Source organism: Sphingobium fuliginis (assembly GCF_015074805.1).
Lineage (GTDB): Bacteria > Pseudomonadota > Alphaproteobacteria > Sphingomonadales > Sphingomonadaceae > Sphingobium > Sphingobium fuliginis.
The window spans coordinates 2,734,146-2,759,353 of record NZ_CP060035.1; the positions used below are offsets into that span (position 1 = coordinate 2,734,146).

Annotated in this window: 29 protein-coding genes; 15 read left to right on the forward strand and 14 right to left on the reverse strand. The window is 66.0% G+C overall.

The genetic code is table 11. The features are described from left to right. The first annotated feature begins 76 nt into the window (after positions 1 to 76). Together H5V43_RS13230 and H5V43_RS13235 are read left to right on the forward strand one after the other, a co-directional pair. A complete protein-coding gene (locus H5V43_RS13230) occupies positions 77 to 961 on the forward strand; it encodes an aldose 1-epimerase family protein (RefSeq protein ID WP_193666682.1) in 885 nt (294 codons plus the stop codon). Between the two features lie 66 nt (positions 962 to 1,027). Beyond that, positions 1,028 to 2,593: a peptide chain release factor 3 gene (locus H5V43_RS13235; protein WP_025548226.1), complete on the forward strand. Its 1,566-nt coding sequence runs from the start codon at positions 1,028 to 1,030 to the stop codon at positions 2,591 to 2,593. Between the two features lie 188 nt (positions 2,594 to 2,781). Here the strand turns inward: H5V43_RS13235 and metW are convergent, their stop codons facing one another. Both metW and metX read right to left on the reverse strand, forming a co-directional pair. Then, positions 2,782 to 3,369 carry a methionine biosynthesis protein MetW gene (gene metW, locus H5V43_RS13240; protein ID WP_044661176.1) on the reverse strand — a complete coding sequence of 196 codons (588 nt, stop codon included), beginning with the start codon at positions 3,367 to 3,369 and terminating at the stop codon, positions 2,782 to 2,784. After that, positions 3,366 to 4,517: a homoserine O-acetyltransferase MetX gene (metX, locus tag H5V43_RS13245; RefSeq protein WP_044661175.1), complete on the reverse strand. Its 1,152-nt coding sequence runs from the start codon at positions 4,515 to 4,517 to the stop codon at positions 3,366 to 3,368. Before metX ends, metW begins: the two co-directional genes overlap by 4 nt. A gap of 57 nt (positions 4,518 to 4,574) precedes the next feature. Between metX and H5V43_RS13250 the strand changes: the two genes are divergently transcribed. The 3 genes from H5V43_RS13250 (at position 4,575) to H5V43_RS13260 (ending at position 7,598) form a co-directional block, all read left to right on the forward strand. Further along, complete coding sequence (locus H5V43_RS13250) at positions 4,575 to 5,534, forward strand: 2-hydroxyacid dehydrogenase (protein ID WP_193666683.1); 960 nt, start codon at positions 4,575 to 4,577, stop codon at positions 5,532 to 5,534. Between the two features lie 61 nt (positions 5,535 to 5,595). Then, entirely contained in the window at positions 5,596 to 6,693 is a 1,098-nt protein-coding gene (gene hisC, locus H5V43_RS13255) for a histidinol-phosphate transaminase (protein WP_048577880.1), read from the forward strand. Next, positions 6,693 to 7,598 carry a prephenate/arogenate dehydrogenase family protein gene (locus H5V43_RS13260; protein WP_193666684.1) on the forward strand — a complete coding sequence of 302 codons (906 nt, stop codon included), beginning with the start codon at positions 6,693 to 6,695 and terminating at the stop codon, positions 7,596 to 7,598. The genes hisC and H5V43_RS13260 overlap by 1 nt, the downstream gene beginning before the upstream one ends. Positions 7,599 to 7,636: 38 nt before the next feature. On the opposite strand, the gene H5V43_RS13265 is transcribed toward H5V43_RS13260, so the two are convergent. The 4 genes from H5V43_RS13265 to ftsE are packed head-to-tail and all read right to left on the reverse strand — an operon-like array spanning position 7,637 to position 10,499. Then, positions 7,637 to 8,332, reverse strand: a complete 696-nt coding sequence (locus tag H5V43_RS13265; RefSeq protein ID WP_099186445.1) for a lysophospholipid acyltransferase family protein — start codon at positions 8,330 to 8,332, stop codon at positions 7,637 to 7,639. A gap of 15 nt (positions 8,333 to 8,347) precedes the next feature. After that, on the reverse strand, positions 8,348 to 8,878 hold the full coding sequence (locus H5V43_RS13270; RefSeq protein WP_044661170.1) for a YdcF family protein: 531 nt from the start codon (positions 8,876 to 8,878) through the stop codon (positions 8,348 to 8,350). Next, positions 8,875 to 9,789: a cell division protein FtsX gene (locus tag H5V43_RS13275; RefSeq protein ID WP_193666685.1), complete on the reverse strand. Its 915-nt coding sequence runs from the start codon at positions 9,787 to 9,789 to the stop codon at positions 8,875 to 8,877. The genes H5V43_RS13270 and H5V43_RS13275 overlap by 4 nt, the downstream gene beginning before the upstream one ends. Continuing rightward, positions 9,789 to 10,499 carry a cell division ATP-binding protein FtsE gene (ftsE, locus tag H5V43_RS13280; RefSeq protein WP_044661168.1) on the reverse strand — a complete coding sequence of 237 codons (711 nt, stop codon included), beginning with the start codon at positions 10,497 to 10,499 and terminating at the stop codon, positions 9,789 to 9,791. The genes H5V43_RS13275 and ftsE overlap by 1 nt, the downstream gene beginning before the upstream one ends. Before the next feature lie 169 nt (positions 10,500 to 10,668). Here ftsE and H5V43_RS13285 point away from each other — a divergent pair, with 169 nt between their 5' ends. After that, the gene (locus H5V43_RS13285; RefSeq protein WP_193666686.1) at positions 10,669 to 11,505 is read left to right on the forward strand and encodes an MJ0042-type zinc finger domain-containing protein; all 837 of its coding nucleotides are present in this window, start codon (positions 10,669 to 10,671) and stop codon (positions 11,503 to 11,505) included. A 108-nt stretch (positions 11,506 to 11,613) separates the two neighbouring features. Here H5V43_RS13285 and H5V43_RS13290 read toward each other — a convergent pair whose 3' ends face one another. The 3 genes from H5V43_RS13290 to H5V43_RS13300 are packed head-to-tail and all read right to left on the reverse strand — an operon-like array spanning position 11,614 to position 13,577. Next, positions 11,614 to 12,537 carry a pirin family protein gene (locus H5V43_RS13290; RefSeq protein WP_193666687.1) on the reverse strand — a complete coding sequence of 308 codons (924 nt, stop codon included), beginning with the start codon at positions 12,535 to 12,537 and terminating at the stop codon, positions 11,614 to 11,616. Beyond that, positions 12,534 to 13,241, reverse strand: coding sequence for a glutathione S-transferase (locus H5V43_RS13295; protein ID WP_044662973.1), 708 nt, complete (start codon positions 13,239 to 13,241; stop codon positions 12,534 to 12,536). Before H5V43_RS13295 ends, H5V43_RS13290 begins: the two co-directional genes overlap by 4 nt. Positions 13,242 to 13,292: 51 nt before the next feature. Next, the gene (locus H5V43_RS13300; RefSeq protein WP_044661165.1) at positions 13,293 to 13,577 is read right to left on the reverse strand and encodes a BolA family protein; all 285 of its coding nucleotides are present in this window, start codon (positions 13,575 to 13,577) and stop codon (positions 13,293 to 13,295) included. Positions 13,578 to 13,621: 44 nt separating this feature from the next. Between H5V43_RS13300 and H5V43_RS13305 the strand changes: the two genes are divergently transcribed. The 7 genes from H5V43_RS13305 (at position 13,622) to H5V43_RS13335 (ending at position 20,324) form a co-directional block, all read left to right on the forward strand. Then, complete coding sequence (locus H5V43_RS13305) at positions 13,622 to 14,239, forward strand: J domain-containing protein (protein WP_193666688.1); 618 nt, start codon at positions 13,622 to 13,624, stop codon at positions 14,237 to 14,239. 85 nt (positions 14,240 to 14,324) lie between these two features. Next, positions 14,325 to 15,611 carry an Hsp70 family protein gene (locus H5V43_RS13310; protein WP_193666689.1) on the forward strand — a complete coding sequence of 429 codons (1,287 nt, stop codon included), beginning with the start codon at positions 14,325 to 14,327 and terminating at the stop codon, positions 15,609 to 15,611. Between the two features lie 88 nt (positions 15,612 to 15,699). Then, complete coding sequence (cobS, locus tag H5V43_RS13315; RefSeq protein ID WP_061940867.1) at positions 15,700 to 16,707, forward strand: cobaltochelatase subunit CobS; 1,008 nt, start codon at positions 15,700 to 15,702, stop codon at positions 16,705 to 16,707. A 1-nt stretch (position 16,708) separates the two neighbouring features. After that, the gene (locus H5V43_RS13320; protein WP_193666690.1) at positions 16,709 to 17,131 is read left to right on the forward strand and encodes an OsmC family protein; all 423 of its coding nucleotides are present in this window, start codon (positions 16,709 to 16,711) and stop codon (positions 17,129 to 17,131) included. After that, complete coding sequence (locus tag H5V43_RS13325; protein WP_193666691.1) at positions 17,128 to 17,913, forward strand: tyrosine-protein phosphatase; 786 nt, start codon at positions 17,128 to 17,130, stop codon at positions 17,911 to 17,913. The genes H5V43_RS13320 and H5V43_RS13325 overlap by 4 nt, the downstream gene beginning before the upstream one ends. Further along, positions 17,913 to 19,739 carry a cobaltochelatase subunit CobT gene (cobT, locus tag H5V43_RS13330; protein ID WP_061940874.1) on the forward strand — a complete coding sequence of 609 codons (1,827 nt, stop codon included), beginning with the start codon at positions 17,913 to 17,915 and terminating at the stop codon, positions 19,737 to 19,739. The genes H5V43_RS13325 and cobT overlap by 1 nt, the downstream gene beginning before the upstream one ends. Positions 19,740 to 19,853: 114 nt before the next feature. Beyond that, positions 19,854 to 20,324: a GreA/GreB family elongation factor gene (locus H5V43_RS13335; RefSeq protein ID WP_193666692.1), complete on the forward strand. Its 471-nt coding sequence runs from the start codon at positions 19,854 to 19,856 to the stop codon at positions 20,322 to 20,324. 178 nt (positions 20,325 to 20,502) lie between these two features. On the opposite strand, the gene H5V43_RS13340 is transcribed toward H5V43_RS13335, so the two are convergent. The 3 genes from H5V43_RS13340 to H5V43_RS13350 form a co-directional block, all read right to left on the reverse strand. Beyond that, positions 20,503 to 20,994: a Dps family protein gene (locus H5V43_RS13340; RefSeq protein ID WP_048577868.1), complete on the reverse strand. Its 492-nt coding sequence runs from the start codon at positions 20,992 to 20,994 to the stop codon at positions 20,503 to 20,505. 119 nt (positions 20,995 to 21,113) lie between these two features. Then, positions 21,114 to 21,680: a TMEM165/GDT1 family protein gene (locus H5V43_RS13345; RefSeq protein WP_193666693.1), complete on the reverse strand. Its 567-nt coding sequence runs from the start codon at positions 21,678 to 21,680 to the stop codon at positions 21,114 to 21,116. A gap of 16 nt (positions 21,681 to 21,696) precedes the next feature. Then, positions 21,697 to 22,029 carry a hypothetical protein gene (locus tag H5V43_RS13350; RefSeq protein ID WP_025552368.1) on the reverse strand — a complete coding sequence of 111 codons (333 nt, stop codon included), beginning with the start codon at positions 22,027 to 22,029 and terminating at the stop codon, positions 21,697 to 21,699. A 218-nt stretch (positions 22,030 to 22,247) separates the two neighbouring features. Between H5V43_RS13350 and rpmG the strand changes: the two genes are divergently transcribed. Further along, positions 22,248 to 22,415: a 50S ribosomal protein L33 gene (gene rpmG, locus H5V43_RS13355; RefSeq protein ID WP_007687342.1), complete on the forward strand. Its 168-nt coding sequence runs from the start codon at positions 22,248 to 22,250 to the stop codon at positions 22,413 to 22,415. 311 nt (positions 22,416 to 22,726) lie between these two features. On the opposite strand, the gene H5V43_RS13360 is transcribed toward rpmG, so the two are convergent. Next, positions 22,727 to 24,601: a PhoX family protein gene (locus H5V43_RS13360; protein ID WP_193666694.1), complete on the reverse strand. Its 1,875-nt coding sequence runs from the start codon at positions 24,599 to 24,601 to the stop codon at positions 22,727 to 22,729. Between the two features lie 2 nt (positions 24,602 to 24,603). Here H5V43_RS13360 and H5V43_RS23785 point away from each other — a divergent pair, with 2 nt between their 5' ends. Continuing rightward, on the forward strand, positions 24,604 to 24,726 hold the full coding sequence (locus H5V43_RS23785; protein WP_255308956.1) for a hypothetical protein: 123 nt from the start codon (positions 24,604 to 24,606) through the stop codon (positions 24,724 to 24,726). Positions 24,727 to 24,798: 72 nt separating this feature from the next. Here the strand turns inward: H5V43_RS23785 and H5V43_RS13365 are convergent, their stop codons facing one another. Continuing rightward, the gene (locus H5V43_RS13365; protein ID WP_170825584.1) at positions 24,799 to 25,161 is read right to left on the reverse strand and encodes a response regulator; all 363 of its coding nucleotides are present in this window, start codon (positions 25,159 to 25,161) and stop codon (positions 24,799 to 24,801) included. Positions 25,162 to 25,208: the final 47 nt, after the last annotated feature.

A 25,208-nucleotide genomic window follows, 5' to 3' on the forward strand; every position in this document is an offset into this window, starting at 1 on the left:
GCGATTTCCTGACCGGCGGTCGGTTCCGGTCGCCGGGAAATCGCTCTATGCCGGACGGCAAGGGAGATTGCAGCATATGGCGCACGCATTCATCACCATCGATTCAGGCGATCTGAGCGCCGTCGTCAACCCGCTGGGGGCGGAGCTCTGGTCGGTGAAGGACCGGCAGGGGCGCGAATTGATGACCGATGCGGACCCGCGCTGGTGGACGGGACACGCGCCGTTGCTCTTCCCCTTTGTCGGGCGATCGCGCGGGGATGCCTATCGCTTCGAGGGGCGGGATTACGCGATGCCGCAGCATGGCTTTGCGCGGCGCAGGGCTTTCGCGCTGGTGGAGCGGAGCGGTGAGGCCGTGACCTTCCGGCTGGAGGCGGATGCGGAGACGCGGGCGGTCTATCCCTTCGACTTCCGGCTGGACATGCGCTTCGCGGTCGAGGGAGCGGCGCTGCGGATGAAGGCGACGGTGGCCAATAGCGGCGAGGGCGACCTGCCCTTCTCCTTCGGCTATCATCCTGCCTTTGCATGGCCGCTGCCCTATGGCGGGGCGGCGGAGGATCACCGGGTGCTGTTCGAGAAGGCGGAACCCGCGCCGATCCGCAAGGTGGGGGACGAGCCGGGCCTGATCGCGCGGGAAAGCATTGCTTCGCCCGTGGATGGCCAGGTGCTGGCGCCCACCCATGCGATGTTTGAGGGCGACGCGCTGGTCTGGGACCGGCTGGAGAGCCGCAGCCTGTTCTGGGGCGTGCCCGGCAGCAAGGGGCTGAGGATCGATTTTCCCGATACGCCTTGGCTGGGACTGTGGCAAAAGCCGGGCGCGCATTATCTTTGCGTGGAACCCTGGGCGGGGATGGCCGATCCGGTGGGTTTTACCGGAGACGTTTGGGAGAAGCAGGGGATCATGCGGCTGGCGCCGGGGAAGGAACGGGCCTTCCGGTTGGACGTGACGGTGGTGGGCGGCTGAATTCGAGTTGCCTTCCAAAAACGGCCTTACTGGCGCGGCGGCAAAGAATCGCTATATGGGCCGCCCATGAGCATTCCTTCCCGCCGTACCTTCGCCATCATCTCGCACCCCGACGCAGGCAAGACCACGCTGACCGAAAAGCTGCTGCTGGAAGGCGGCGCGATCCATCTGGCGGGGGAGGTCAAGGCGCGCGGGGCGAACCGGCGCGCGCGGTCCGACTGGATGAAGATCGAGCAGCAGCGCGGCATTTCCGTGACCAGCTCCGTCATGACCTTCGAACGCGACGGGGTGACGTTCAACCTGCTCGACACGCCGGGGCACGAGGATTTTTCCGAGGACACCTATCGCACGCTGACGGCGGTGGACTCGGCCGTGATGGTGATCGACGCCGCGAAGGGCATCGAGCCGCAGACGCGCAAGCTGTTCGAGGTGTGCCGGCTGCGCAACGTCCCCATCATCACCTTCGTCAACAAGGTGGATCGTGAAGGGCGCGACGCCTTCGCCCTGCTGGATGAAGTGGCGGACGCGCTGGCGCTGGACGTGTGCCCGATGAGCTGGCCGGTCGGCATGGGCGGCGAGTTCGAGGGGATTTACGACTTCGCCCGGAACCGCCTGCGCCAGCCTTCGGGCGCGAGCAAGGAATTTGAAGGGAAGGAAGCCTCCTTCTCCGGCATCGACGATGATGCTCTGGCCGGGCATCTGTCCGGACAGGGGCTGGCGCGGCTGCGGGAGGAGGCGGAACTGGCGGTGGGCGGCTATGCCGATTTCGACCTTGCCGCCTATCGCCATGGCGACCTGACGCCGGTCTATTTCGGGTCGGCGCTCAAGCTGTTCGGCGTGACCGAACTGATCGACGCGCTGGCCGCCCATGCGCCGCCGCCGCGTGCCCAGCCCGCCGAGCCCGCGCCCGTCGAGCCGGAGAATAGCGAAGTCACCGGCTTCATCTTCAAGGTCCAGGCCAATATGGACCCGCAGCATCGCGACCGAATCGCCTTCATGCGGCTCTGTTCGGGCAAGTTCCGGCGGGGCATGAAGCTGACGCCAAGCGGCAGCGGCAAGCCGATCGCCGTGCATTCCCCGATCCTCTTCTTCGCGCAGGACCGCGAGATTGCGGACGAGGCCTTTCCGGGCGACATCATCGGCATTCCCAACCATGGGACGCTGCGCGTCGGCGATACGCTGAGCGAGAAGGCCGGGGTCCGCTTCACCGGCCTGCCGAACTTCGCGCCTGAAATCCTGCGGCGCGTCGTGCTGAAGGACCCGACCAAGACGAAGCAGCTCCGCAAGGCGCTGGATGACCTGTCCGAAGAGGGCGTGATCCAGGTCTTCTATCCGGAAATCGGGTCGAACTGGATCGTCGGCGTGGTCGGGCAGTTGCAGCTCGACGTGCTGATCTCCCGGCTGGAGGCGGAATATAAGGTCGCGGCCGGGCTGGAGGCTTCGCCCTTCGACACGGCGCGATGGATTTCGGGGGACGACGCCGCGATCAGGGACCTGGTGTCGTTCAACGGCGCCAATATGGCCAAGGATCGCGACGGCAACCTCGTCTTCATGGCGAAGAGCGCCTGGGACATCGGCTATCAGCAGGAGCGGCACCCCAAGGTCAAGTTCAGCGCGACCAAGGAGCGTTGAACGGGGTACGGCCGAATTTGGCCAATTCGAGACATTCCCCTCCCGCAGGCGGGAGGGGTTAGGGGTGGGTGCGAGCGCAGCGAGCTTCCAGCTTAGCCGTTGAAAACTCACGCTGATGTCGCGCCAGCCCACCCCCTAGCCCCCTCCCGCCTGCGGGAGGGGGAATGTCCTGATTCCACCCCTCCCGCTCACCGCCGCAGCAGGAACACCGCATGTTCCGCGAACAGATTGGCGTTCGCATGGGTGGTTTCCCGGTCGCCCTTCAGGAACCATTGGCCGTCTATGGTCCAGCCGCGATCCTTCACCAGGGCGCGGAAATCGTCGACCGTGACATGGTGGATGTTGAGCGTATCGTACCATGTGTCGGGCAGCAGGCGCGTCACCGGCATGCGCCCGCCCCAGAACAGCGACAGCCGCCCGCGCCAATGGGCGAAATTGGGGAAGGATACGAAGGCCTGACGGCCAATGCGCAGCAGTTCCTCCACCACGCGGTCCGGGCGTCGGGTGGTCTGGAGCGTCTGGCTCAAGATCGCATAGTCGAAACTGGCTTCGGGATAAGTGACAAGGTCGGTGTCGGCGTCCCCCTGCACCACCGAAAGTCCCCGGCCAACGGCGGCGGCGACATTGTGCGGGTCGATTTCAAGGCCGCGCGCGTCGACCCGTTTGGTGTCGCGCAGCGCCGCCATCAGCGCGCCGTCGCCGCAGCCCACGTCCAGCACCCGCGCGCCGGGGGTCACGGTACGGGCAATCAGGGCGAGGTCGGGACGCAGGCTCATGCGCGGCCGCCCTTCAGGAAGCCGTCCACCACCCGGTTCAGTTCCGGGCATTCCAGCAGGAAGGCGTCATGGCCGAACGGGCTGGAGAGTTCGACGAAGCTCGCCTGCGCGCCGCCGGCATTGAGCGCGTGGACGATCAGGCGGGATTCCGCCGTGGGATAGAGCCAGTCCGTGTCGAAGCTGACGAGGCAGAAACGCGCCCTGGATGCCGTAAAGGCCTTGGCAAGGCTGCCGCCATGATCCTCCGCAATGTCATAATAGTCCATGGCGCGGGTGATGTAGAGATAGCTGTTGGCGTCGAACCGCTCGACGAAGCTCAGCCCCTGGTGGCGCAGATAAGATTCCACCTGGAAATCGGCGTCGAAGCCGAAGGTCTTGGACCCATTCGGGTTTTCCGGGCGCCCCTGAAGACGACGCCCGAATTTCTCCGTGAGGCCCGCTTCGGAAAGATAGGTGATGTGCGCGGCCATGCGCGCCACCGCCAGGCCCGCGCTGGGGATCGCGCCGTCCGCATAATAATCGCCGCCGCGCCAGTTGGGGTCGGCCATGATCGCCTGCCGCCCGACTTCGTGGAAGGCGATGTTCTGGGCGCTGTGTCGCGCCGTGGAGGCGATGACGACGCAGCTTTCGACGCGTTCCGGATAAAGGGTGGGCCAGATCAGCGCCTGCATCCCGCCCATGGAACCGCCGATCACGGCATGAAGCCGGTCCACGCCCAGATGATCGAGCAGCATCGCCTGGGCGCGGACCATGTCGGCGATGGTGATCACCGGAAAGCGCATCGCATGGGGATCGCCGGTCGCGGGGTCCAGGCTGGCAGGCCCGCTGGAGCCCATGCAACTGCCGATGACATTGGCGCAGACGATGAAATGACGGGCGGGGTCGACCGGCTTCCCCTCCCCCACCAGCCGCCACCACCAACCGGGCTTGCCGGTGACGGGATGGTCCGAAGCGACATATTGGTCGCCGGTCAGCGCGTGGCAGATGAGGATGACGTTGGAACGGTCCGCGTTCATCCGCCCGTAGGTTTCATAGGCGATGTCCACCGGCCCCAGCGCGGCTCCGCTGTCCAGCCGCAGCGGGCCGGGCAGCCGCGCCTGCCGGCGCAGGCCGAAACGGGTGTCATCGGGAAAGGACGCGCTGGCCATATCGGTTCGGGCTAGGACCGGGGCCGGGCTCTGTCAATCGGCCCTTCCTTCGCCTAGATGACGGGCATGACCGACCATTCTTCCATCCCTATCCTCACCTATGGCCCGCTCTATCCCTATCTGGACGACGGGCTGGCACGGCGCTTTGCGGTTCACGCCCTTGCGGCGGATGCCGATCCGGATGCGCTGCCGCCCGAAGCGCGGGAGGCGCGAGCGCTGGTATCCTTCGGATCGGTCGGCGCCTCCGCGGCGATCATGGACGCCTTGCCGAAGCTGGAGATGATCGGGCTGTTTTCGGTTGGCTATGACAAGGTCGATGTCGATCATGCACGGGCAAAGGGCATCCGCGTCACCAATACGCCGGACGTGCTGACCGATGACGTGGCCGACCTGGCGGTGGGGCTGCTCTATGCGACGGTGCGCAATATCGCGGCCAATGACCGGATGGTGCGGGCCGGGGATTGGGCGCGGGGCGTGAAGCCGCCGCTGTGCGGGCGCGTGACGGGCAAGCGGATCGGGATTTTGGGACTGGGCCGGATCGGGCGCGCCATCGCCCGGCGGCTGGAGCCGGTGGCGGGGGAGATTATCTACCACAGCCGGCGGGCGGTGGCGGATACGACCTGTCGCTATGTGGCCGATGCGCTGGATTTCGCGCGGCAGAGCGATGTCGTCATTGTCGCGACCTCCGGCGGGCCGGAGGCGCGCGGGCTGGTCGATGCGGCGATGCTGGATGCGCTGGGCCCCGAGGGCGTGATCATCAACATCAGCCGGGGCAGCGTGATCGATGAGGACGCGCTGGTGGCGGCGCTGGGGGAAAGACGGATCGCGGGCGCGGGTCTCGACGTGTTCGCGAACGAGCCGCATGTGCCGGAAGCGCTGTTGGCGATGGATCATGTGGTGCTGCAACCGCATCAGGGCAGCGCGACCGTCGAGACGCGCAAGGCGATGGCCGATCTGGTGCTGGCCAATCTGGATGCCTGGGCGGCGGGCGAGCCCCTGCTGACCCCCGTGGTGTGAGAAGCGGACGCCCGCATCCAAGCGCTTTGCGTTTCGCTTCGATGACGCTAAAGCGCGGCGCATGACAAAGCCTGCCCCCAAAGACTGGATCCTCGGCATTTCGCCCTATGTTCCCGGCAAGTCGGCCGCCGATGACGGGCGACCGCTGGTGAAGCTGTCCGCCAATGAAAATCCGCTGGGCACCGGGGAAGCGGCGCGGGCCGCTCTGGTGGCGGCAACGGCGGATCTGGCGACCTATCCCGATCCCGGCGCAGCCAGGCTGCGCGAGGCGATCGCGGCGGCGCATGGGCTGGACCCGGCGCGGGTGATCTACGGCACCGGGTCGGACGAATTGCTGCACATCGCGGCGAGCGCCTATGCCGGGCCGGGGGACGAGGTGCTCTACGTCCGCTACGGCTTTTCTGTGTACGACATCGCGGCGCGGCGCGTGGGGGCGACGCCGGTCATCGCGCCGGACGCCGATTACGCGACCGATGTGGATGCGCTGCTCGCGGCGGTGACGGAGAAGACCAAGGTCGTCTTCCTCGCCAACCCCAACAACCCGACCGGCACCATGACGTCGCGGGAAGAGATTGCGCGGCTGCATGCCGGTCTGCGGCCCGACATATTGTTCGTGCTGGATCAGGCCTATGCCGAATATCTGGACGCGGACGAGGATGATGGCGGGCTGGAACTGGCGAAGAATGCCGCCAATATGTTCGTGACCCGGACATTTTCGAAGATTTACGGGCTTGCCGCCGAGCGGATCGGCTGGGGCTATGCCAGCGCCGAGGTGATCGACGTGCTGCACCGCATCCGCGCGCCGTTCAACGTGACGACGGCCGGGCAGGCCGCTGCGGTAGCGGCGATCGAGGACGCCGCCTGGGTCGAGGCGAGCCGGACACATAACCGGAAATGGCGCGAATGGCTGGCGGGCGAGATCGCCGCGCTGTCCAACCATGGGCTGCGCGCCGTGCCGAGCAAGGCGAATTTCCTGCTCATCCTGTTCGACGGCCGGCTGACGGCCGAGGCGGCGATGAAGGGCCTGTGGGACGAAGGCTTCGCCACCCGCTGGCTGCCGGGGCAGGGTCTGCCCAACGGACTGCGCATCACCATCGGCACCGAGGATCAGATGCGCAAGGTCGCGGCCAAGCTGCGCGCCATGGCGGAAGCCGCCTGATGCTGCCATTCTCGCGCGTCACGATCATTGGACTGGGCCTGATCGGCTCCTCGCTGGCGCGGGCGATCCGCGAAGCCATGCCGACTGTTCGCGTGACGGGCCATGATGCCGATGCCGGCGTGCGGGAGATCGCGCGGGTCATCGATCTGTGCGACGACGTGACCGATACGGCGGGCGCTTCGGTGACGGATGCCGACCTGGTCGTGCTGTGCGTGCCGGTGCGGGCCATGGGCGCGGCGGCGGCGGAGATTGCCGACGATCTGCCTGCGGAGGCGATCATCAGCGATGTCGGCTCCTGCAAGGCCGATGTGCTGGCGCAGTTGAACATTGCCTTGCCGGGGCGCACGGTCATTCCCGCCCATCCCGTCGCGGGCACGGAGAATAGCGGGCCGGAAGCGGGCTTCGCCTCCCTGTTCCGGGGCCGCTGGTGCATCGTGACGCCGCCCGCCGACGCCGATCCGGCGGCGGTCGAGCGCGTGTCGGAGCTGTGGCGGCGCGTCGGCGCGGATGTCGAGACGATGGACCCGGCGCATCACGATCTGGTGCTGGCGGTGACCAGCCATCTGCCGCACCTTATCGCCTATACCATCGTCGGCACGGCCAGCGATCTGGAGGATGTGACCCAGTCGGAAGTCATCAAATATTCCGCCGGCGGCTTCCGCGACTTCACCCGCATCGCCGCGTCCGATCCGACCATGTGGCGCGACGTGTTCCTGGCGAACAAGGATGCGGTGCTGGAGATGCTCCAGCGCTTTTCGGAGGATCTGTCGGCCTTGCAGCGGGCGATCCGCTGGAATGACGGGGATGCGCTGTTCAACCTGTTCACCCGCACGCGGGCGATCCGGCGGTCGATCATCGAACAGGGGCAGGACGATCCCAAGCCCGACTTCGGGCGTTCACATTGAATAGCGGCGTACGCCTGCCTTCGCAGCAGCATATCGGCTTATAAAGGCTCGTTCAGCGCATTGATGGCCGCATGGACGCGAGCTTCCGCTTCCCGTCGATCCAGGCCGGGCGGAACGATCTCGCCCACCTTGTAAGTGATCGTGCCGCTGCGCTTCATGAACCTGCCGCGGGGCGAGACGCGGCCGCTGTCGACCGCGATGGGCACGACCGGCAGGCCCAGCAGCACGTAGAGCCCGGCGAAACCGGCGCGCAAGGCCGGGCTTTCGCCATGAGGAACGCGGGTGCCTTCGGGGAAGAGGCAGATGGCGCGGCCCTCCGCCGTGGCGGCCTTGGCGGCGGCGCGCAGGGCGCGCAGCGCGCTCGCCCCGGCGCTGCGTTCGATGGGGATCAGGCCATAGCGGCGGGCGATGCCGCCCCAGAGCGGAATGTCGAACAGCTCGCGCTTGGCGGCGATAGCGGGACGATCCAGCAGGCAGAGCAGGTCGATCGTCTCGAACATCGATTCATGCTTGAGGATGTAGAGATAGGGACCGTTCTCCAGCCTTCCCTCGACCCGGACCTTCTGCCCCAGCAGCCAGCGCGCGCAGCCCCGATGGAAGCGGCTCCACGCGGTGGCGACGCGGGGAATGGAGCGGGGCGCGACCAGATTGACCGCCATGGCCGCAAGGACGAACAGCAGCGATCCCGGATAGAAGATCGACATGAAGGCGAGGGATCGCAGCGCGGTCAGCATGTCCGGTTGAACCGTTCAGATACCAATAAGCGCCGCCGCCCGGCGCAGCAGATATTTATTATATTCACGCGCCAGCATGGTGAGGCTGGGGCGGCTGGGCACGGCGTCGTAGACCAGCGTGACCCGTTCGGGCAAGGCCTGCCGCAGTTCGAGCGCGGAACGCCGCATGTGCCAGTCGGTGGTGATGAGGCGCACCGTCTTGAAATCCCGCCGTTCCAGCCAGTGCGCTGTCTCTATGGCGTTGGACCGGGTGTCGATGGCTTCGCGGCCAAGCGTGATGCAACAGGAGAAGAGGCGTTCAGGCGCCTTATATTGCGCGGCCAGCTCCGCCGGGCGGACCGAGCGGTCGACGCCTGAGATCAGCATCCGCTTGGCCGCGCCGTCCTGAAGCAGGGAAAGGCCGCGGTCGATACGCCCGGCCCCGCCGGTCAGCACGACGATCGCGTCGGTCTGGCGACCGTCCAGCGGCTGGGGCAGGAAGATCGCGAACCAGGCGAAGCCCAGCATCCATCCCAACAGGGTGACGGCGATGAAGCGGACGATCACAGCAGCCGCCCCAACGACCGCAGCACCGTCCAGCGCGCCGCGATCCGCGCCAGCAGCACGCAACCCATGGGTATCGCGGCCAGCGCGGCCCAGCTTGTCCACGGCAGCTGGACGCCGCTCAGCAGCTCCGATCCCGTCGCCAGCAGCCGCGCGCCCAGCAGCAGGATCACCAGCAATGCGCAGGCAAAGCCGAGCGCGCCCCCGAACAGCGCGTCGAGGCCGATGCGCCGCTGGAACAGCCGGGCGATCTGCACGTCGGTCGCACCCATCAGGTGCAGCACGTCGATGGTGCCGCGATGGCTGTCATGCGCGGCGCGGGCGGCAAGGACGACCACCGCGCCGGTCGCCAGCGTCATCAGCACGATGATGCCCGCGGCCAGCCAGCCAAGCGCGGAAAGCAGATCCGCGAGCGGCGCGAGGAAGGCGGCATGGGGTTCGATGCGGGCCTTTGGCGAGAGGGCATGGAGCTGTCGGCGGAGCCGCTCGACCTTTGCGTCCGTCTGGCCCGGCGTGAGTTCGATGTCGATCAGCGCCGGTATCGGCAGGTCGCCGCTGGCCGCATCCTGCCCAAGCCAGGGACGGATCTGCTCCGCCAGCGCGGCGGACGGGACCGGACGAACGGCGCGGACGGTCGCGTCCTTGCGCAGTGCGGCGGCTATGGCGGCGCTGAGGCGCTCGCGCTGTTCGGCATTGGCTTCCACGATCTGCACCGTCGCGCGCCCGGCAAGGTCGGCGCCCATCGCCTTCACCGCCGCGCCCAGGCCCAGGCCGGCGGCGGCCGACAGGACCGTCAGGAACATAATGATGGCGATGATCCAGGGCATGGGGCCGGCCACCCGCCCCTCCGGCAGCAGCCGGTGGCGCGCGGCGGCGGCGGCGCGGCGATTGCCCATGGTGCCGGGGGACGCCATCAACCGGCCGCCTGGGGTCGGGGCGGGTAGCGCAGCGATCCGGTCGGATCGGACAGACGGCCCTTGTCCAGCTTCATCATCTGCGCGCTGCCCACCTGCGCGATCAGCGGCAGGTCGTGGGTGGCGACGACGATGGTGGTGCCCAGCCGGTTGAGCGCTTCGAACAGGGTCATGAGGCGGCGGGCCATGTCGGCGTCGACATTGCCGGTCGGCTCGTCCGCCACCAGTATTTCCGGGCGGCCGATGACGGCGCGGGCGATGGCGACGCGCTGCTGTTCCCCGCCCGACAGGGTGGCGGGGCGGGCCTGGCCGCGATCGCCCAGCCCCACCCAGTTCAGCATCTCGCTGACGGGCAGGTCGATCTCGCTCTCCTCCATGCCCGCGACCCGCAGCGGCAGGGCGATATTGTCATAGACCGACAGATGCGGGACCAGCCGGAAGTCCTGGAACACCACCCCGATGCGCCGGCGGAACCCCGGCAGGCGCTTGCGGGGCAGTGTCACGACATCCTCCCCGAACAGGCGGATGACGCCGCGGCTGGGCCGCTGGGCGAGGTAGAGGAGCTTCAGCAGCGATGTCTTGCCCGCGCCCGACGCGCCGGTCAGGAAATAGAAGCCGCCGCTCGCCAGGGAGAAGCTGACGTCGGACAGCGTCTCGCTATCCAGACCATAGCGCAGGCCGACATTTTCGAACTGTACGATGGCCGACATGCGTCTATTTCAGCGCCCGCGCGCTCCCTGCTTCCCCGATGGCCTAGCCATGGCACAGCGGACGGGCGGCCGTAAAGCCCATCCGGCCTGAGTCCGCGAGTCGCGCCCGGGTGGACGGGCATGTTTGAAGCCGCTTGCCCTCGAATCCAACTCATGCCTATGAAGCGTCATGATCCTGGTGTGTCCCAATTGCGCCACGCGCTATATCGTGCCGGACAGCGCCGTCGGCCCGAACGGCCGCCAGGTTCGCTGCGCCGCCTGCAAACATAGCTGGTTCCAGGAAGGCGCCGCGCTCGCCCCGCGAGAGGAAGCATTGGCGACGGCAGGCGTGCCCGAAGTCGCGGCGCCATCGCCTCCGCCTCCACCGCCCCCCCCGGCGGCGCCCCCACCGCCGCCTCCGGTTGAGGAGTCCGCCCCGCCAGCGGTGGAGCCCATCGCAGCGCCCGTGGAGCCCGAACCCGTCACACAAGCCGCACCCCCGGAAACGGCAAGGCCGGACTATCGGTTCGACGATATTTACGGGCGCGCCGAAGCGGATGCGCGCGACGATTGGGCCGAACCCGCGCCGGTAGCGGCGAAGCCCCGGCGCAACCGGCTGAAGATATGGACCTATGCGGCGCTCGCCTTTTGCCTGGCGATCGGCGCGGCCGGCGGGGCGCTCTGGTATTTCGGAACGCCTGGCTGGGCGGTCAATCTGGGCCTGGTGCCCGAGGAAGGCGACCCGGACCTGCTCTTCTATCTTTCCAAGCCTGCCGAGCGGCGCAAGCTGCCGACCGGGGAGGAATATTTCGCCTTTGGAGCGCGGATCGTGAACAGCGGCAAGCAGGTGCTGCCGGTGCCCCCCGTGCTGGTGCAACTGCGCGACAGGCAGAACCGGCTGGTGTTCAGCTGGACCACCAAGGCGGACCGGACCAGCCTGAAACCGGGTGAGGAAGCGTCGATCAACGAAAGCCGGATCGACATTCCGAAAAATGCCGAGAATCTGTCGCTGACTTTCGTGCAGTGATCCGTTCGTCGTTCCTGCGCAGGCGGGAACCCATCTCCTGAACGTGCCGCCTGGGACGACTTATGGGAGATGGATCCCCGCCTTCGCGGGGATGACGATCTCAAAAAATCACGGATAGCTCACCGTCTTCGGCCGTCCCTGGGGGATCGGGATGAATTCCCGGTCGTCGCCAGGGATCAGGGGAAAGCGCATGGCTTCCCAATCCTCGCGGGCCTGCATCAGGCGGTCGGTGGAGGATGACACGAAATTCCACCAGACATGGCGAGGCGTCCGGAACGCCTCTCCCCCGCAAAGTATGACGCGGCCGCCGTCCACGCTCATCAACGTCGCCCTGATGCCGGGCCGCAGGACGTAGAGCGTCTGCGGCTGGAGCATCACCCCGTCCAGCGCCGCGTCGCCGCCGGAGACATAGATCGCCCGCTCCTCCGCATCCGCATCGATCGGGACCGAACCGCCGGGCGAGAGCTGGATGTCGGCATAGATGGTGTTCGCATAGGTGGTGACCGGTGAGGTTGCGCCCCACAGGCTGCCCATGATCACGCGCGCCCGCACCCCAGCGCCATCGATGACGGGCAGGCCGCCTTCACCGACATGCTCGAAGGCCGGGTCCATCTCCTCATAACGGTCGGGAAGCGCGAGCCAGGTCTGGATGGCGGACAGTTTCGACAGCTTTGCCCGGTCCTCGTCCGGCGACCGCTCGCTGTGGACGATGCCCTTGCCAGCGGTCATCAGGTTGACCGCGCCCGGCTCGATCAACTGCTCCGTGCCCAGGGAATCGCGGTGGAGGAAGCTGCCTTCATACATATAGGTGACGGTGGCGAGGTTGATGTGCGGGTGGGGGCGCACGTCCACGCCCTGCCCCGGTTCGATCCGGGCGGGACCGGCCTGGTCGAAGAAGATGAAGGGGCCGACCATGGTGCGATCCTTCACCGGCAGGGAACGATGGACGCGGAAATCGCCCAGGTCATGGGTGGTGGGCGTGATCGTCTGGATGATCGGATCGTTCTGGATGATCGGTTCGGGCGGGGTCATGCTGCGTCCAGTTCGGGATAGTGGCGGAAGACATCTTCGTCGGTGAACGGCAGGCGCCGTTCGCTTGCCAGATAGTCCTGCAATTCGGGCAGCGCCGCAACCCGGTCATGCAGATCGGCAAGGCGCGGGAAGGATGGCGTCAGCGTCGCCATGCGCAGCGGAAAGGCGTAGCGCAATCCCGCGATCAGGTGGAAGAGCGAGAGATCGGCATAGCTCCAGCTTCGGCCTGCCAGCCAGTCGCCCGTCTCCGCGCTCAGGGCATGTTCGAAATAGGTCAGGAATTTGGGGATGCGGCCGGCGCGAAACCCTTGGGCGGCGCGCAGGGCCTCCGCCTTCTGATTCTCATAATAGAGATGGGCGCCGACCGGATGGTGGACGTCATGCGCCTCCGCCACCATATCCATGATGGTGAGCTGCACCTGGGCGAGCCAATAGCGCGGCTTGAGGCCGGTGGGGCCGCATTCATGGCGTTCGGCCAGATAGAACAGGATGTTGGCGGTCTGCGCCACGGTGCGGCCGTCCGTCACCAGATAGGGCGGGGCGAAGGCGGGACCGGCGTCGTGACGCTCCATGTCCGCCATCAGCGCTTCGTCGCCGTCGGTGCGGGCGCGGTCGCGATAGGCGATGCCGCACGCCTCCATCGTCAGCCGCACGAACTCGCCGCGCCCGGCTATGGTGGACCAGTACCAGAAATCATAGGCCATGATGCGCGCCTCCTTCGACGGCGGCACAACGTTCGAACAGGCGCTATGGTGTCATTCGCCCGGCGCGCGAGCCTTTATCGCCAGGGCATGGACCTTTTCGCGCAGCAGGTCGGCCAGCGCGGCATTGACCATCCGCTGGCGAGCGACGCGGTTCTGGCCCGTGAAGCGGCCGGAGACGATCTCCACGGTGAAGTGGCTCTCCCCCGATCCGTCATGCCCGGCATGGCCGCGATGCTTCTCGCTGTCATCGATCACGGCGAGCCGTTCGGGGCTGAGGGCGGCCTGCAGCCGGGCTTCGATTTCGGTGGCGACAGGGCCTTTTAGAATCTCGGTCATCGCCCCTATATAGGCCCTTTATTCCCCGTTGCATCAGGACAATCTTGGCTAGCGATCCCTTCTCGACCCGGCGTTTCAACCGTTTCCACGGCCGCGTGGAAAGCGACCGCCCCTGCGCGGTGCCCGGCTGCGAGGAACCGGGGGAATTTCGCGCGCCGCCCCTGGAAGGAGGCCGGCCGAACCAGGAAGGCCCACGCTGGCGCTGGCTGTGCCTCGACCATGTGCGGGAATTCAACCAGGGCTATAATTTCTTCACCGGCATGAGCCCGGAGGAGATCGCCGCCGCCCAGCGCCCCTATGCGGGGTGGGAGCGGGAAACGCGGGCCTTTTCGTCCAACGCCGCCAGCCCGCCGCCCAGATGGTCGGACTTTCAGGACCCGTTGGACGCCATCGGCGCCAAGTTCAGGGAGCGGATGGCGAAGGCGCGGGCCGACAACCAGACGCGGCAGGACGGGAAATTCCTGTCGCGGGACGACCGGCGGGCGCTGGAGGTGATGGGGTTGCCGATCGACGCCGACCGAAGGGCGCTGCGGCAGCGCTACACCGAATTGCTGCGGCGCTTTCATCCCGATCATAATGGCGGCGACCGGAGCCATGAGGCTTTGTTGCAGGGAGTGATCGAGGCCTATCAATTGTTGAGGAAGGCTGAGGCCTTCGCCTGAACATCGTCGTTCCCGCGCAGGCGGGAATGACTTGTGATCGGTTCATTGCGCTGTCATAGGCGCCGACCCTTCCCCGGAGATTCCTATGACAACCCGCGCCCTGGGCCTTGATTTCGGCACGACCAACAGCGTGGCCGCGCTCGCTGGCGGGGTCGGGTCGGAACTGGTGGAATTTGCCGGCAAGGAAGCAACCGGCGCGGTGTTCCGCTCCGCGCTCTGCTTCTGGCATGACAGCGGCGTGAAGGGCGGCATGGCGCATGAGGCGGGACCATGGGCGATAGCGGAATATCTGGAATTTCCGGAGGACAGCCGCTTCCTGCAAAGCTTCAAGTCGGTGGCGGCCAGCCCGGTCTTCGAAAGCGCGAATGTGTTCGAGAAGCGCTTCCGCTTCGAGGAACTGGGGCAAATGTTCCTCTCCCGCATGGTCGGCCATGCGGGCGGCGCGCTGGACCGGCGGCCGGAGCGGATCGTGGTCGGGCGGCCGGTGGAATATGCCGGATCGCGGCCCGACGAGGCGCTCGCCCGGCGGCGCTATGACGCCATGTTCGCAGGGTTCGGGGACGAGATTCACTATGTCTACGAACCGCTGGGCGCCGCGTTCAGCTATGCCAGCCGCCTGACCGAAGCGGCGACGATATTGGTGGCGGACTTTGGCGGGGGCACCAGCGACTTTTCCATCGTCCGGGTCGAGGCGCCGGGCGCGGCGCGGCGTTGCGTGCCGCTCGGCTCGGCGGGCATCGGCCTGGCCGGGGACCGCTTCGACTATCGAATCGTCGATCATCTGGTGCTGCCGATGCTGGGCAAGGGCGGCAGCTATCACAGCTTCGGCAAGGAACTGGAGATTCCGCGCAGCTATTTTGCCGATTTTGCCGACTGGTCGCGGCTGGCGCTGATGCGCAACCGGCGGACCATGGACGAACTGGCGCGCTTGCAGAAGGCGGCCCATGATCCCGACGCCATCGGGCGGATGATCACGGTGATCGAGAAGGAACTGGGCTATCCGCTCTACGATGCGGTGGGGTCTTTGAAACGGCGGCTGTCGGAGGCGGAGAGCGCGACCTTCCGCTTCGAAGGCGGCGGGCTCACCATCGAAAAGCAGGTGACGCGCGCCGATTTCGAGGGGTGGATCGCGCCCGACATCGCCCGGATCGAAGCCACGGTGGACAAGGCGCTCGACAAGGCGGGCGTGGCGCCCGATACCATCGACCGGGTGTTCCTGACCGGCGGCACGTCCCTGATCCCGGCGATCCGGCGCATTTTCGACCGGCGCTTCGGGAAAGACCATATTGCAACCGGCGGAGAATTGACGTCCATCGCCCATGGGCTGGCGCTGGTCGGGCAGGAGGCCAATTTGGCCGAATGGGCTGCTTGATCCCGGCGTGTTAAGGCCCCACTCTATCGACATGCCTGTCCCTGATGGTTAGGGCAGTGCCGACCAGATCGTTCAAAGAGATTAGAAGATGACCGACATCCCGAACGTCCAGCCCGATACCCGCGCCGAAACGCTGTTGGCCTCGCCCGACCGCGAAGTGGATGCGCGCGACGTGTTCGGCATCGATGTCGACATGAAGATCCCGGCCTTTTCGGAAGCCGACGAGCGGGTGCCCGATCTCGACCCCGCCTATGTGTTCGATCCGGACACCACGCTCGCGATCCTGGCTGGTTTCGCCTATAACCGCCGCGTGATGGTGCAGGGCTATCACGGCACCGGCAAGTCGAGCCATATCGAACAGGTCGCCGCCCGCCTGCGCTGGCCGTGCATCCGCATCAATCTGGACGCGCATATCAGCCGCATCGACCTGGTCGGGCGCGACGCCATCGTCCTGAAGGACGGGCAGCAGGTGACGGAATTCCGCGAAGGCCTGCTCCCCTGGGCGTTGCAGCGGCCGGTCGCCTTGGTGTTCGACGAATATGATGCGGGCCGCCCGGACGTGATGTTCGTGATCCAGCGCGTGCTGGAAACCGACGGCAAGATGACGTTGCTCGACCAGAACAGGGTGATCCGCCCCAATCCCTGGTTCCGCCTGTTCGCTACCGCCAACACCGTGGGTCTGGGGGACACGACCGGCCTTTATCACGGCACGCAACAGATCAACCAGGGCCAGATGGACCGCTGGAATCTGGTGGTGGCGCTCAATTACCTGCCCGCCGCTACCGAGGCGCAGGTGGTGCTGGCCAAGTCCGGCGAATATGACCATGAGGGCGGCCGCAAGGAAGTCGAGAATATGATCAAGGTGGCGGAACTGACGCGTCAGGGCTTCGTCAACGGCGACATATCGACCGTCATGAGCCCGCGCACCGTGATAAGCTGGGCGCAGAATGCGCTGATCTTCAAGAATATCGGCTTCGCCTTCCGCCTGAGCTTCCTCAACAAATGCGACGAGGCGGAGCGGCCGCTGGTGGCCGAATATTATCAGCGCGTCTTCGGCAAGGATCTGCCCGAAAGCGTCGCGCACCGGGCGGCGTGACGTGATCGTCGTCGAACGGATCGATCCGGAGGGCGGGACCGCCCATCGGATCAGCATTCGCGGGCATGAACTGATCGCGGACATGACAGCGCCGGACGGTCATGATGCCGGGCCGGACCCGCATGATCTTTACGATTCGGCCTTGGGCGCGTGCAAGGCGATGACCATGCTCTGGTATGCGCAGCGCAACGGCATTCCGGTGGAGGGCATCCATGTCGGCGTGGTGCGCGATGCGAGCCAGGAGCGGCAGGGCATCTACAAGCTGACCACGCGCATCGCGCTGTCCGGCCCGTTGAGCGCAGAGCAGCATGACAGACTGATCGCCGTCGCCGCGAAATGCCCGGTCCACAAGCTGATGAGCGAGGTCGAAACGCAGATCGAAACCATCGCCGTGCCCATGGTCGGGGAGGGCGAGCGGCCGTGAGCGAGCCTGTCGCCCTGACGCCGGAAAAAGCCCGCCTGCCGCTGGAGAGCGCGTTCAACCTGCGCGACTTCGGCGGCTATGCAACGGCGGACGGGCGCTGCGTGAAGCGCGGCATGCTCTACCGGTCGGGGACGATGGCGCTGCTGACGGACGCGGATGCGGACCATCTCCGCTCGCTCGGCATCAAGGCGATCTGCGATTTCCGCCGCGGCAACGAACGGACCGCCGAACCCACGCTCTGGCATGGGAGCGAGGTCGATTATTTCTGCCGCGACTATGCGGAAAGCAGCGGGCTCCTCGGAGAGATGCTGAAGCGCGACGGCGCGACGGCGGACGATATGCGGCAGACGATGATCGCCCTTTATCGCGTCATCCCGGTCGACCATGCCGAATCCTACCGCGCCATGTTCGCGCGGATCGCGGATGGGCGCGTGCCGTTGCTGATCAACTGCTCGGCGGGCAAGGACCGGACCGGCGTGGGCGCGGCGCTGGTTCTGGCGGCGCTGGGCGTGCCGCGCCCGACAATCGTTCAGGATTATCTGGCGACCAACACCCATGCCGATTGGGACTGGCTGCTGGCGCAGCGCAACACGCTGGTGGCGCGGATGCGGCTGACCAGGACCGACATGCTCGAACCGCTGCTGAAGGCGGAATCCGTCTATCTGGATACATTGTTCGCGACGCTGGATGAAAGCCATGGCGGCGTGGACGGCTATCTGAACGATGTGCTGGGCGTCGACGCCGCGGCACGGGATTCGATGCGCGGAATGTTGCTCGACTGATGGCCGACCGTTCGCCCCTCGACGCCTTCAAGGACGTGCTGTCCGGCGCGGCGCGGTCGATCGCGCGCGACGCGGAGGTGGAGGTGAGCTTCACCGCCGACACGCCGCATATGGCGGGCAAGGCGATCAAGGTGCCGACGCCCGGACGCAATCTGCCCGCCGATCAGGTGGCGCTGGCGCGGGGTTTCGCGGACGCCAATGCGCTGCGGCTGCGGCACCATAATGCGCGGATTCACAACGCCGCCGCGCCTGCCGACGCGACGGCGCGGGCCGTCTATGACGCGGTCGAGCAGGCGCGGGTAGAAGCGATCGGTTCGCGGGCGATGGAGGGGGTAAGGGCGAACCTCAACCATGCGCTCGACCTGAAATTGAAGTCCGATCCGATCCGCCGGGCGCGTTCCGCCGATGAGGTGCCCTTGTCGACCGCGCTGGCGCTCAAGGTGCGCGAGCGGCTGACCGGGCAGGCCGCGCCCAAGGATGTGCGGGCCGGTCTGGCGATGGTCGACCAGTGGATCGAGGACAAGGCGGGCGCGGATCTCGACGCGCTGGCCATGGCCATCGACGATCAGCGCGCTTTCCAGAAGCTGACCTCGGCCATGCTGGAGCATCTCCAGTTGATCGACGCCGACGTGCCGCCCGAAACCGACGAGTCCGAACCGCAGGAAGAGGGGGAGGACGAAGAGCAGCAACAGGAAGACGGCGACAGCGGCGAGGATCAGGCGGGCGACAGCGACGCCTTTGCCGAGGCGCGCGCCGAGGACCAGGGCGGCGACACCGAGGACGGCGAAACCGAATATAGCGACGAGTTCGACGCCGACAGCGAGGAAGGCGCGGAGGATATGGGCGAGGAGGGCATGATGCCCGTCCGCCCGAACCGGCCGATGGGCGACCTGCCGCCGGGCTTCGACTATAAGCCCTATACGCAGCTTCACGATGAGGTCGTGACCGCCGAGGATCTGTGCGACGAGGATGAATTGCTGCGGCTGCGCGGCTTCCTCGACCAGCAGTTGGTGAGCCTGCAGGGCGCGGTGACGAAGCTCGCCAACCGGCTCCAGCGGCGGCTGATGGCGCAGCAGTCGCGGAGCTGGGACTTCGATCAGGAAGAGGGGCTGCTCGACGCGGCGCGCTTGGCGCGGATCGTGATCGATCCGACGCGCTCGCTATCCTACAAGATCGAGCGGGACACCGAGTTCCGCGATACGGTCGTGACGCTGCTGATCGACAATTCGGGGTCGATGCGCGGGCGGCCGATCTCCATCGCCGCGATCAGCGCCGACATCATGGCCCGCACGCTGGAACGTTGCGGGGTGAAGACCGAGATATTGGGCTTCACCACCCGCGCCTGGAAGGGCGGGCAGAGCCGGGAGGACTGGCTCGCCGCCGGGCGTCCGCCGATGCCGGGGCGTCTCAACGACCTGCGCCACATCATCTACAAGAAGGCCGATGAACCCTGGCGCCGGGCGCGCAAGAATCTGGGCCTGATGATGCGCGAGGGGCTGCTCAAGGAGAATATCGACGGCGAGGCGCTGCTCTGGGCGCATAACCGGCTGATCGCCCGCAATGAGGAGCGCCGCATATTGATGGTGATCTCCGACGGCGCGCCGGTCGACGATTCCACCCTGTCGGTGAACAGCGGCACCTATCTGGAGCGCCATTTGCGGCAGGTGATCGAGTGGATCGAGAACCGCTCGCCCGTGCAGCTCGTCGCCATCGGCATCGGCCATGACGTCACGCGCTATTATCGCCGCGCGGTGACCATCATGGATGCCGAACAGCTCGGCGGGACCATGGTGGAGCAGCTCGCCGGACTGTTCGACGAAGATTAGAGGCCCTGCTCGTTCGGGCTTCCGCGATGTCGAAGCCCGGACCTTCCCTTGAAAAGAAGATCGGCAGTTTCGACCTCGTGTCAGCGCGAACAAGCGTTTTGACAGGAGAGTGCAATGAGTGTCGCCTTTCGTCGCGAGAGTGACGAGGAGCATCTGGAACCCACTTTCGAGATTCCGTTGCCGCCCGGACCCAATTGGGTGACGGCGCGCGGCCTGCGGCTGACGCGGGAGAAGGTGGAAGCGCTGGAGGCGGTCGATACCGAAGCCATGGCTGAGGAGGACGCCAAGAAGCTGAAGCGCGAGCTGCGCTATTGGCGCACGCGCCTGGCGACGGCGGAATTGCGGCCGGTGCCGGATGCGGAGGCCGTGGCCTTCGGCAGCCGCGTCACCTACCGGTTGAACGGCAAGGAGAAGCGGGTCGCCATCGTCGGAGACGATGAGGCGGAGCCGGCTGAAGGACGCATCGCCTTTTCCGCGCCGCTTGCCCGGGCGATGATGGATGCGGAAGAAGGCGAAAGCGTCGATTTCGGCGGTAAGCCGGGCGCGATCATGATCCTCGCGATCGAAGCGATATTGGAGGAGTAGACCTCGCAATATGCCGGATTGTGTTCCTGCGAAGGCAGGAACCCAGTTCGGACGGCAGGACTGGGCTCCTGCCTTCGCAGGAGCACGCTGCAAAAAGATCGGTATCGTTCAAACGGATAAATGCTGATCAAAAAAAAGAAGCCCTCCAGTTTCGGCTGGAGGGCTTTCGTCTATTCAATCAAGCGTTGCGGCCAGCTTCGAACAGGAACCAGGCGCGTTCCTCGGCCTCGTCGGTCCAGTCGTCGATAATGCCCTCGGTCGCATTGTCGCCCGCTTCGGTCGCGGCCGCCTTGGCGGCGCGCAGCGCCTCGACCAGCTTCAGATTGTCCTCGCGCAGCTCATTCAGCATGTCGCCGGGGCTTACATAATCGGCGTCATTGTCGACCAGCGACTGGTGACGCGAAATGTCTCCGATGGAACGCAGCGTCGTGTTGCCGGTCTTGCGCACCCGCTCCGCGATCAGGTCGGTGGTCGCCAGGATCTGCGTCGCCTGCTCGTCGAACATCAGATGATAGTCGCGGAAATGCGGGCCGGATACATGCCAGTGGAAATTCTTGGTCTTGAAATACAGCGCATAGCTGTCGGCGAGCACGCCGTTCAGCGCCTCTGCGACCGACTTGGTGGCGTTGCTGCGCAGGTCCGTCGGGGTCTTGAGATCGGGGGCTGTCATGCTTGGCTCCTGCTGGGGGACTTGGTTTCGGACATATAATGGTCTGTCCCCGATAAGGTGCCATGACAAGACAGGAATTTTGCCGGGATAATGCCGGTCAGTGTGATGCAGCCAATCGATCAGGCGAGATGCAGGGCCGACACCGCCGCCGCCATGCCCGCCAGCAGCACCAGCACGCCACCACCCAGCCGGATCGCGCGAAGCGGCAGCGCCTTGAACGACGGCCCGCGCATCAGAATGGCGGGCACGGTCGCGGCGATGATGCCGATCGCCCCGCCCGTCGCGGCCAGGAAAGGATCGGCGGTCCGCACGGCGATTCCCAGGATCAGGAACTGCGCGCCGTCCCCGAAGCCGAGGATGAAGAGGCCGAGCGCGCTGGTCGGAAAGGGCCCCAGCCGCCAGCTTGCCAGGGGATCAGGCCGTTTCGTCGGCCAGAACATGCCGACCGCCAGGAAGATCAGCGCCAGCGCCAGGAAAAGGAGCCGCCCGTCCGTACCCAGCATCGGCGCGATGAAGGCGCCTGCCGCCGCGCCGATGGCCGCATTGGCGAGCGCCGCCGCCACGATCCCCGCTATCACCGCTCCGTCGCGGCGGAACCGTTCGGCCAGCGCAAGCGCCAGCAACTGCCCCTTGTCGCCCGTCTCCGCCAACAGACAGCCGAGCAATGCGATCAGCAATGCATCCATTCAGCCGGCCAGACAGTCAGACGGTCAGGTGCGCGCCGGGCCCTACCGCCGGCTTGGCGGCGACGGGCATGGCGATGACGTCCGCCTCCGGCATTTTGGCCGCGATCGCGTCGCGCATCAGGTCGAGATAGGACATGATGACCGGTCCGGCGCCTTGCAGCGACAGCGCCGATTGCAATGTGCCGGCCAGGCTTTCCACGCTGTCGAGGTGAAAGGCGCGGGCAATATGGCGAATGCGGTCGATCTCGTCGCGCAACCGCACGACCGATACATGGCCCCTTTCCCCCGCAAGCTCGTCGACCCGCCTCAGCAGATCGGCAAGAATGGCCAGCATCGGATCATGTCGCATGGAGAAGACTCCCCCGTCCTGTAACTCCGGCTCCCTGATAGAGCGAAGCGGGTTAAGGCCGCGTAAAGTGTAGCATAACCCCCGCGCCTGGGCCACGAGCCTTGACATGGGGCCGAATCTGCCTCATGGGGCACCGCTGAAACGGGGCGGTCCCTTCCTCGCAAGAGAATTGGGGCCGCTCTTCTTTTTCACGATATTCACGACCAGGGACTAAGGCCATGGCCAAGCCAGCAACCGTCAAGATTCGCCTCGTCAGCTCGGCTGACACCGGCTTCTTCTACGTCACCAAGAAGAATCCGCGCACCAAGACCGAGAAGCTGAGCTTCCGGAAGTACGATCCCGTCGTGCGCAAGCATGTCGAGTTCAAGGAAGCCAAGATCAAGTGATCTGACGGCGGCTGCGGTCGCCCGACGATTACCGGTTCGCGGCGTCATGCCCGAACGAAGAGGCCCGTCCCCCTGGGGGAACGGGCCTTTCCTTGTTGGCTGGAAATGCGGGTTGGGGGCGGATTTTGGGTGGTTTCCTGCCATTCCCCCTCCCGCAGGCGGGAGGGGGCTAGGGGGTGGGCTAGCGCGACATCAGCGGGAATTTGCAACGGTCTAAGCTGGAAGCTCGCTACGCTCGCACCCACCCCTACCCCTCCCGCTTGCGGGAGGGGAATGTCTTGGATTAGCCGAAATCCGCCAAGCCGGATCGATCAATTACCGACCGGCTGGCCATCCGTACGGCGCACCACGATGGTCGAGGAGCGTGGCTGCTGCCCCGATACCGGCCAGTTGCCGGTCGGATGCTGGATGTTGATGAAGAAGCTCTTGAGGTCCGGCGTATAGGCGATGCCGGTGATCTCGCAACCCACGGGACCGACCAGGAAGCGCTTGGATGCCTTGCTCGTCTGGTCGACATGGTACATCGAATTGTTGCCGAAGGCCTGGGTCATGTTGACCGCCGCACCGTTCAGCGTGCCCGCATTGCCGGTGAGATTATGATCGGTCTGGACCCACAGGCGGCCCTGCGGATCGATGCGGAGGCCATCGGGGCTGGAGAAATAATCGCCGCTGATGTTCCCCTTCAGGTTCGCTTCGGCCAGATTGGGATTGCCCGCCAGCAGGAAGACTTCCCAGGTGAAGCGGGTCGCCAGCGGCGAATCGCCATTTTCGCGGAACTTCAGGATATGACCGTGCAGGTTGGTCGTGCGCGGATTGGGGTTATCGGTGACGCGGCGGCCGCTATTGTTGGTGAGCGTGACGAAGATCGCCTGGCGGTTCGGCGCGACCGTGATCCATTCCGGCCGGTCCATCAGCGTGCCGCCGGCGACGCGCGCCGCTGACTGGGCGTTGATGAGCACATCGGCCGTACTGTTGAAGCTGACCGTCGTGGGGGTCGGCGGGGTGGTCGACTGGCTGACATTGCCCGGGTCGGAGGCATTGGCGACCAAGCCATTCTGCCCCTGCACCAGCGCCCGCCATTCACCCGTACCATCCGCGTTGAAGCGCGCCACATAAAGCGTGCCATAGTCGAGCATGTCGATGTTCGACGCGCGGTTGCCGGTGCTGTAGGCGCGGTCGGGCACGAATTTGTAGATGCATCCCGGCGTCGAATCGTCGCCCATATAGAAGGCGACGCGGTTGTTGGCATCGTCCATATAGGCGGTATTCTCATGGGAGAAGCGGCCCATGGCGGTGCGCTTCGTCGGCGCGGCCAGCTCCTGATAGGGGTCGATCTCTACCACCCAGCCATAATTGTTGTTGGGCTGCGTCGGGTCGAGATAGTTGTTGGTTGTCTCCTCGCAGGTCAGATAGGTGCCCCAGGGCGTGCGGCCCGAGGAGCAGTTGTTGAGCGTGCCGCGGATGGTCGGGGAGAGCAGGCCCGCGGCGGGGCCGCCGACGCGATAGTCCGTGTTGCCGCTATAGCGCCTGTTGAAGCGCGAGCCCGCCTTGACCGCGAACTTGCCGTCCGTGCCCTTGGCGACCTCCACGACGGAAACGCCGACCGCCGACAGGGCGATGGCCTTCTGGTCGGCCGTGGCGGTGGCGGCATTATAGGCGCCGCTGGAAAAGAGGATGTTGTAATCCGGCAGTTCATGGTTGATCGCCAGCAGGCCGCCGCTGTTGGGGTCGACGCCCGACAGTTCGAAAAATTCCATGCCGTCATGATTGCCGCCCGCCCAGAAATTGGTCTGGGCCGCGCTGCCGGGGAAGCTGCCGGGGGCATAGGCGGTGCCGGTTTCGACCGAGTCGCCTGCTTTCAGCAGCACATCGACGGTGTAGCCGGCGGGAACCGTGACCGTGTCGTTGCCGTTGATCGCGACCGGTGCGAAGTTGATGGCGTAGCTGGGCGCCGGGGCTGGCGTCGGCGTGGGCGTGGGTGTCGGCGAGCCGGAATCGTCATCGTCGCCGCAGGCCGTGAGCGCACCCAGCATCGGCAGCATGGAAAGGCCGAGCAGGCCGTTCTTCAGCACGGTGCGGCGCGCCGGATTGGCGGCAACGATCGATTCCAGGCTGTCTTCGCCGGCAGTGATCTTGGGCTGCGCATCGCGGAAGGCCGCGCGCGCCTCGTCGGTCAGATGAGACATGGATGAATACCCCTGTGTACAATCCGGGCTGTCGGCTGAACGCCGCGCCCTTGGCGACCGCGGCATGGCAGAGCCGCGTGACGACATGGCTGCAAAAGGGAGACGGATCGATGAAAGCCGTATGACCGGGCGGTGACAATCCCGGCTTCAGGCGGCGGAGAGGGAGGATTTCATGGCCGCAACGGCAACCCCGCGCCCTAGAGCAGAGCGTTCACCTGCTCTATGAAGCGCAGCACGGAAATCGGCTTGGACACATAGGCCTGCGCGCCTGCCCCGCGAATCCGTTCCTCATCTCCATGGCCCGCATAAGCAGTAACCGCCATGATCGGCACCGACGACAATTGCGCGTCCCGCTTCAGCGAGATGATGAGGTCGAGCCCGCTGATATGCGGCAGGTGAATGTCGGTGATCACCAGGTCCGGATGGAATTCGCGCGCCTGCGCCAGCAGGTCCCGCCCGTCGCGCAGCGGCAGCACCTCATGCCCGTGCGCGCGCAGCAGGTCACAAAAAAGTTTGAGATTGAGTTCGTTGTCCTCGACAACGAGCACGCGCTTTGCCACCAGTCACCCGCGTTTGGAGAAATCCGCAAACATAATGGAAGTGCGTC

Excerpts from the sequence above, each read along its gene's own strand:
- H5V43_RS13350 (WP_025552368.1), bottom strand. The coding sequence starts at position 22,029 with ATGCGACATGATCCGATGCTGGCCATTCTTGCCGATCTGCTGAGGCGG.
- H5V43_RS13290 (WP_193666687.1), bottom strand. The coding sequence starts at position 12,537 with ATGACCCCGCCCGAACCGATCATCCAGAACGATCCGATCATCCAGACG.
- H5V43_RS13285 (WP_193666686.1), top strand. The coding sequence starts at position 10,669 with ATGATCCTGGTGTGTCCCAATTGCGCCACGCGCTATATCGTGCCGGAC.
- H5V43_RS13310 (WP_193666689.1), top strand. The coding sequence starts at position 14,325 with ATGACAACCCGCGCCCTGGGCCTTGATTTCGGCACGACCAACAGCGTG.
- hisC (WP_048577880.1), top strand. The coding sequence starts at position 5,596 with ATGACAAAGCCTGCCCCCAAAGACTGGATCCTCGGCATTTCGCCCTAT.
- H5V43_RS13265 (WP_099186445.1), bottom strand. The coding sequence starts at position 8,332 with ATGCTGACCGCGCTGCGATCCCTCGCCTTCATGTCGATCTTCTATCCG.
- H5V43_RS13235 (WP_025548226.1), top strand. The coding sequence starts at position 1,028 with ATGAGCATTCCTTCCCGCCGTACCTTCGCCATCATCTCGCACCCCGAC.
- H5V43_RS13275 (WP_193666685.1), bottom strand. The coding sequence starts at position 9,789 with ATGGCGTCCCCCGGCACCATGGGCAATCGCCGCGCCGCCGCCGCCGCG.
- cobS (WP_061940867.1), top strand. The coding sequence starts at position 15,700 with ATGACCGACATCCCGAACGTCCAGCCCGATACCCGCGCCGAAACGCTG.
- ftsE (WP_044661168.1), bottom strand. The coding sequence starts at position 10,499 with ATGTCGGCCATCGTACAGTTCGAAAATGTCGGCCTGCGCTATGGTCTG.
- cobT (WP_061940874.1), top strand. The coding sequence starts at position 17,913 with ATGGCCGACCGTTCGCCCCTCGACGCCTTCAAGGACGTGCTGTCCGGC.
- H5V43_RS23785 (WP_255308956.1), top strand. The coding sequence starts at position 24,604 with ATGAATACCCCTGTGTACAATCCGGGCTGTCGGCTGAACGCCGCGCCC.
- metW (WP_044661176.1), bottom strand. The coding sequence starts at position 3,369 with ATGAGCCTGCGTCCCGACCTCGCCCTGATTGCCCGTACCGTGACCCCC.
- H5V43_RS13295 (WP_044662973.1), bottom strand. The coding sequence starts at position 13,241 with ATGGCCTATGATTTCTGGTACTGGTCCACCATAGCCGGGCGCGGCGAG.
- H5V43_RS13340 (WP_048577868.1), bottom strand. The coding sequence starts at position 20,994 with ATGACAGCCCCCGATCTCAAGACCCCGACGGACCTGCGCAGCAACGCC.
- metX (WP_044661175.1), bottom strand. The coding sequence starts at position 4,517 with ATGGCCAGCGCGTCCTTTCCCGATGACACCCGTTTCGGCCTGCGCCGG.
- H5V43_RS13345 (WP_193666693.1), bottom strand. The coding sequence starts at position 21,680 with ATGGATGCATTGCTGATCGCATTGCTCGGCTGTCTGTTGGCGGAGACG.
- H5V43_RS13360 (WP_193666694.1), bottom strand. The coding sequence starts at position 24,601 with ATGTCTCATCTGACCGACGAGGCGCGCGCGGCCTTCCGCGATGCGCAG.
- H5V43_RS13335 (WP_193666692.1), top strand. The coding sequence starts at position 19,854 with ATGAGTGTCGCCTTTCGTCGCGAGAGTGACGAGGAGCATCTGGAACCC.
- H5V43_RS13300 (WP_044661165.1), bottom strand. The coding sequence starts at position 13,577 with ATGACCGAGATTCTAAAAGGCCCTGTCGCCACCGAAATCGAAGCCCGG.
- H5V43_RS13260 (WP_193666684.1), top strand. The coding sequence starts at position 6,693 with ATGCTGCCATTCTCGCGCGTCACGATCATTGGACTGGGCCTGATCGGC.
- H5V43_RS13230 (WP_193666682.1), top strand. The coding sequence starts at position 77 with ATGGCGCACGCATTCATCACCATCGATTCAGGCGATCTGAGCGCCGTC.
- H5V43_RS13250 (WP_193666683.1), top strand. The coding sequence starts at position 4,575 with ATGACGGGCATGACCGACCATTCTTCCATCCCTATCCTCACCTATGGC.
- rpmG (WP_007687342.1), top strand. The coding sequence starts at position 22,248 with ATGGCCAAGCCAGCAACCGTCAAGATTCGCCTCGTCAGCTCGGCTGAC.